General features: G+C 59.8%; 5 protein-coding genes. All 5 read right to left on the bottom strand.

Annotated features, from left to right (window positions below; genetic code table 11):
* Positions 1-935, bottom strand: a 935-nt coding sequence (locus ACFFAR_RS25590) for an HAD-IC family P-type ATPase (protein ID WP_375508696.1), incomplete at its 3' end; no start/stop codon positions are given.
* 120 nt (positions 936-1,055) lie between these two features.
* Entirely contained in the window at positions 1,056-2,864 is a 1,809-nt protein-coding gene (kdpA, locus tag ACFFAR_RS25595) for a potassium-transporting ATPase subunit KdpA (protein ID WP_375508694.1), read from the bottom strand.
* Positions 2,861-2,956 carry a potassium-transporting ATPase subunit F gene (locus ACFFAR_RS25600; RefSeq protein ID WP_056359778.1) on the bottom strand — a complete coding sequence of 32 codons (96 nt, stop codon included), beginning with the start codon at positions 2,954-2,956 and terminating at the stop codon, positions 2,861-2,863. The genes kdpA and ACFFAR_RS25600 overlap by 4 nt, the downstream gene beginning before the upstream one ends.
* A gap of 301 nt (positions 2,957-3,257) precedes the next feature.
* The gene (locus ACFFAR_RS25605; RefSeq protein ID WP_174364181.1) at positions 3,258-4,238 is read right to left on the bottom strand and encodes a sterol desaturase family protein; all 981 of its coding nucleotides are present in this window, start codon (positions 4,236-4,238) and stop codon (positions 3,258-3,260) included.
* A gap of 39 nt (positions 4,239-4,277) precedes the next feature.
* The coding region (locus ACFFAR_RS25610) for a YncE family protein (RefSeq protein ID WP_375508695.1) at positions 4,278-4,495 on the bottom strand (218 nt) is incomplete at its 5' end.

The following is a 4,495-nucleotide window of genomic DNA, read 5'->3' on the forward strand; positions in this document are numbered from 1 at the left end:
GTGATCGTGCCGGTCTTGTCGAGCAACAGCACGTCCACGTCACCGGCGGCTTCCACGGCACGTCCGGACGTTGCGATCACGTTCGCCTGCATCATGCGGCTCATGCCGGCCACGCCAATGGCAGAAAGCAACCCGCCGATGGTCGTCGGTATCAGGCACACGAGCAGCGCGGCAAGCGCAGTAATCGTCACCACGTGTCCCGCTTTCATGGCGCCGACCGAGAACATCGAGAACGGCAGCAGCGTCGCGGTCGCAAACAGCAGCACGAGGCTCAACGCGACCAGCAGGATCGTCAACGCGATTTCGTTGGGCGTCTTCTGGCGCTTCGCGCCTTCGACCATCGCGATCATGCGGTCAAGGAACGCCTCGCCCGGATTGACCGTCACTCGCACCACGATCCAGTCCGACAACACGCGCGTACCGCCCGTCACTGCCGTGAAGTCGCCGCCCGACTCGCGGATAACGGGCGCCGATTCGCCGGTAATGGCGGACTCGTCGACAGAAGCAACGCCATCCACCACTTCACCGTCGGCAGGGATCACGTCGCCCGTCTCCACCAGTACGACATCACCCTTGCGCAGTTCTGTCGCGGTCGTGATCTGGATTGCACCCTTGTGATCGGGCTTGTCCAGCTTCTTCGCCATGACGTCGCGCTTCGCGCTGCGCAGCGATGCGGCCTGCGCCTTCGAACGGCCTTCAGCCAGCGCTTCGGCGAAGTTCGCGAACAGCACCGTGAACCACAGCCACAGCGACACCGCAAGGATGAAACCCGCGGGCGCCTCGGCCTGGCCCGACAAAGCGGCCACCCAAAGGACCGTGGTCAGGATACTGCCCACATACACGCAGAACATCACCGGATTGCGTAATTGCGTGCGCGGGTCGAGCTTCCTGAACGAGTCCGCGATCGCCGGCATGACAATGGCCGGGTCGAACATGGAACGCGCAGCCGAGCGTGAATTTCCCGTTGGCTCCGGATTTTTCTCCGGCGCCTTGTTAGGCGTCTTCACTGGCGGTTTGACAATTGTGTTCATACTTTCCTCTGTATCAGTGACCGCTTATTTGCCCGAGAGCATCATCAGATGCTCGACGATCGGACCCAGCGCAAGCGCCGGCACATAGGTCAGCGCACCCACCAGCACCACCGTGCCGAGCAGCAACACGACGAACAGCGGACCGTGCGTCGGCAGGCTGCCGGCAGTCGTCGCGATACGTTTCTTGGCGGCCAGCGCACCTGCAATGGCAAGCACCGGAATGATCGAACCGAAGCGGCCGAACCACATCGCAATGCCGGTAGTGATGTTGTAGAACGGCGTGCTGACCGTGAGGCCCGCAAATGCGCTGCCGTTATTGTTCGCGGCCGAGCTATAGGCGTAGAGCACTTCGGAAAAGCCATGCGGTCCCGGGTTCGAGATACCCGCCGTGCCCGCGGCCGTCAGCACGCCCATCGATGTGCCGAGCAACACCAGGAACGGCGTCAGCAGCACCACGATCGCGACCATCTTCATCTCGTACGACTCGATCTTCTTGCCGATGTATTCAGGCGTGCGCCCGATCATCAGGCCCGCGACGAATACCGCAAGCATTGCGAAGACGAGCATGCCGTACAGGCCCGAACCCACGCCGCCGAAGATCACTTCGCCGAGCTGGATCAGCAGCATTGGAACGAAGCCGCCCATGGGCGTCAGCGAGTCGTGCGTGTTGTTCACGGCGCCGCACGAAGCCGCCGTCGTTGCAACGGTGAAAATGCCCGACTGCGCAATACCGAAGCGTGTTTCCTTGCCCTCGGCGTTACCACCTGCCTGTAACGGCGACGCGCTCTGATCGACATGCAGCGATGCAAACAGTGGATTGCCCGCTTGCTCGAACGAGATTTCACCCCAGCATGCAATTGCGAAGGCAATGGTCATCGCGGCAAGAATCGCGTAGCCCTGGCGCCTGTCGCCGACCATCCTTCCGAACACCACGCACAGCGACGCAGGAATGATCAGCATGGAAACCATCTGGACGAAGTTCGAAAACGGCGTCGGGTTTTCATACGGATGCGCTGAGTTGGCATTGAAGAAACCGCCGCCGTTCGTGCCGAGCATCTTGATCGCCTCCTGCGAAGCGACCGGGCCCATTGCAAGCGTCTGCTTGTCGGCCTTGTTGTCGACCATCACGGCATTGCCCTTGGCGTCCTTCACCGCGTTGCCTTGCGCGTCCGTCTTCGGCGTCTGGTATGTCGTGGTCTGCAGCGTGCCGACATCTTTGTACGCTTCGAAGTTCTGGATCACGCCCTGGCTCACGAACACCAGCGCGATGACGGTTGCCATCGGCGCGAGGATGTAGAGCGTGATGCGCGTCAGGTCGACCCAGAAGTTGCCGATGGTGGTCGCCGTGTGACGCGCGAAGCCGCGAATCAGCGCAACCACGACAGCAATACCCGTTGCGGCGGACAAGAAGTTCTGCACCGACAAGCCGACCATCTGCGACAGATAACTCGCGGTCGCTTCAGGCGTGTAATCCTGCCAGTTCGTGTTGGTCACGAAGCTGACCGCAGTATTGAACGCGCCGTCGGAGGTCATCGGACCGAAGCCTTGCGGGTTCGACGGCAACCATTGCTGCAGACGAAGGAATCCGAACACCACGAGCGCGCCGAGCGCGTTGAATGCGAGGACGGCAAAGGCGTAATGCTTCCACGACATTTCGGCTTTATCGTCTACGCCGGCCAGCTTGTACAACACTGACTCGATCGGGCGGCCGATGCGGCGAACCACTACGGACGAACCGTCGAGCACGCCGGTTATGTACCGGCCGATGGGAACCGCGAGCGCGATCAATACGACAATGTAAAGGCCCGCTTGAAACAGGTTATTGGCGTTCATTCCAGATCCTCCGCACGCAGCAATGCGTACACGAGGTACACGAACAAGAGCAGTGTCGAGGCACCGGCCAGCACCAGCATCCAGGTGGTCATGGGCGGCCTCCTGGAGCGCGACGCAGCTTGTCGCAACCGATGGTCAGAGCCGCGCATAAAGCCCAGAAGGCGATGATGCCGGCGATATAAAGCAGGTCCATTGTTTTGATCTCCCGTAGCGGATTTGGACGTGCTGAAGGTTAGTTGATCGTGTGTAAACGGCTGGCAAAGAGAACTGCTGCGGGTGTAAAAATCGTGTAAAGATGATTGGGCTGACGTTTTGACGGCGCCAATAAAAAAACGCCATGCGCGAAGCGCATGGCGTTGTGTGATGCGGCGCGGCGTTCAAGCCGCATTAAAACTATTCGGAACGCATTCGCTGCGCAATCCGCGCGAACGCATGCCATTGCTGCGCCCACATGCCCATTCCGTAATCGCGCCCGCGGCCGTCCGGCGCCGGCAACTGATCGCGAATGCCTGTCGGTTCGACCGCGCGATTCCATGAAGCCGTCTTGAACAGCATGTCCCACCACGGAAACAGCACGCCGAAGTTGCAGCCATAACGCGTACCTTCGTGACCATAGCCAATCGCATGATGACGCCGGTGAAACGTCGGACTTACGAGCACGCGGTCGAGCATGGGCACGAATGGCAAGCGGGCGTTCACGTGCTGGATGCTTTGCAGCACATTGCTGAGCGCGACCAGCACGACGAACTGCGACGGCTCCACGCCAATGAAGAGCGAGATGCTCGCGAAGAACGCGGCCTGAATGATGTCATCGAGGAAATGATTGCGGTCGTCGGCCCAGAGCGACATTTGCTGCTGGCTGTGATGAACCGCATGCAATTCCCACCACACGCCAAAGCGGTGTTGCCAACGGTGATACCAGTAGCCCGCGAAATCCAGCACGATCAGATAGATCACGAACGACACAACCGGTTGATCGGTCACGCCGGGCCACAGACTGTCGACCTCGAGATTCGGAACGCCGTGGATCACCATCAGGCTTTGCCAATGATTGAACACGGGCGTCAGCAGGAAAAAGAACGCCAGGTTGATGATGCCGAGCTTCGCTATCCACGTATAAAAAACATCTGAACGAACCGCCTTCCTGTCCTGCCATGTCTCAATGGGACGAAGCGCTTCGAGCGGCCGCAGAATGGCGAACGTCGCCAGCACTTCTAGCGCGCCGATGATGACCCAATAAAGCGCGTCGTAAGTGTCTTCGTCGTAGCCCATCAAGCCGACCTTGAAGAAAATCGGCTGGACAACATCGACGTAAAGCAGCGTCTGCAAACTGCCCACCGCGTTGTCGAGTTGAGCGAGAATTTCAGTAACCATGCAAACGCTCTCCTGCCTCTTCAATCATTGCGGTGTGGCTCAATCCGGATTCGGTGCATACACGGGTGCGCGATTGGCAAAAAAGATTCCGTGCGGCGAGCGGCCGACAGCGATGGTATCGACCAGCTTGTTGGTGTTCAGGTCGATCACGCCAACATGACGCGCGAAGCGGAACCCGACCCACAAGGTCTTGCGATCCGCCGCCAGTTCCATGTCGTCCGGTCCGGGCAGGAGACCGGTGATATCGGCGGATTTTT

This window comes from uncultured Caballeronia sp., assembly GCF_964243625.1.
Lineage (GTDB): Bacteria > Pseudomonadota > Gammaproteobacteria > Burkholderiales > Burkholderiaceae > Caballeronia.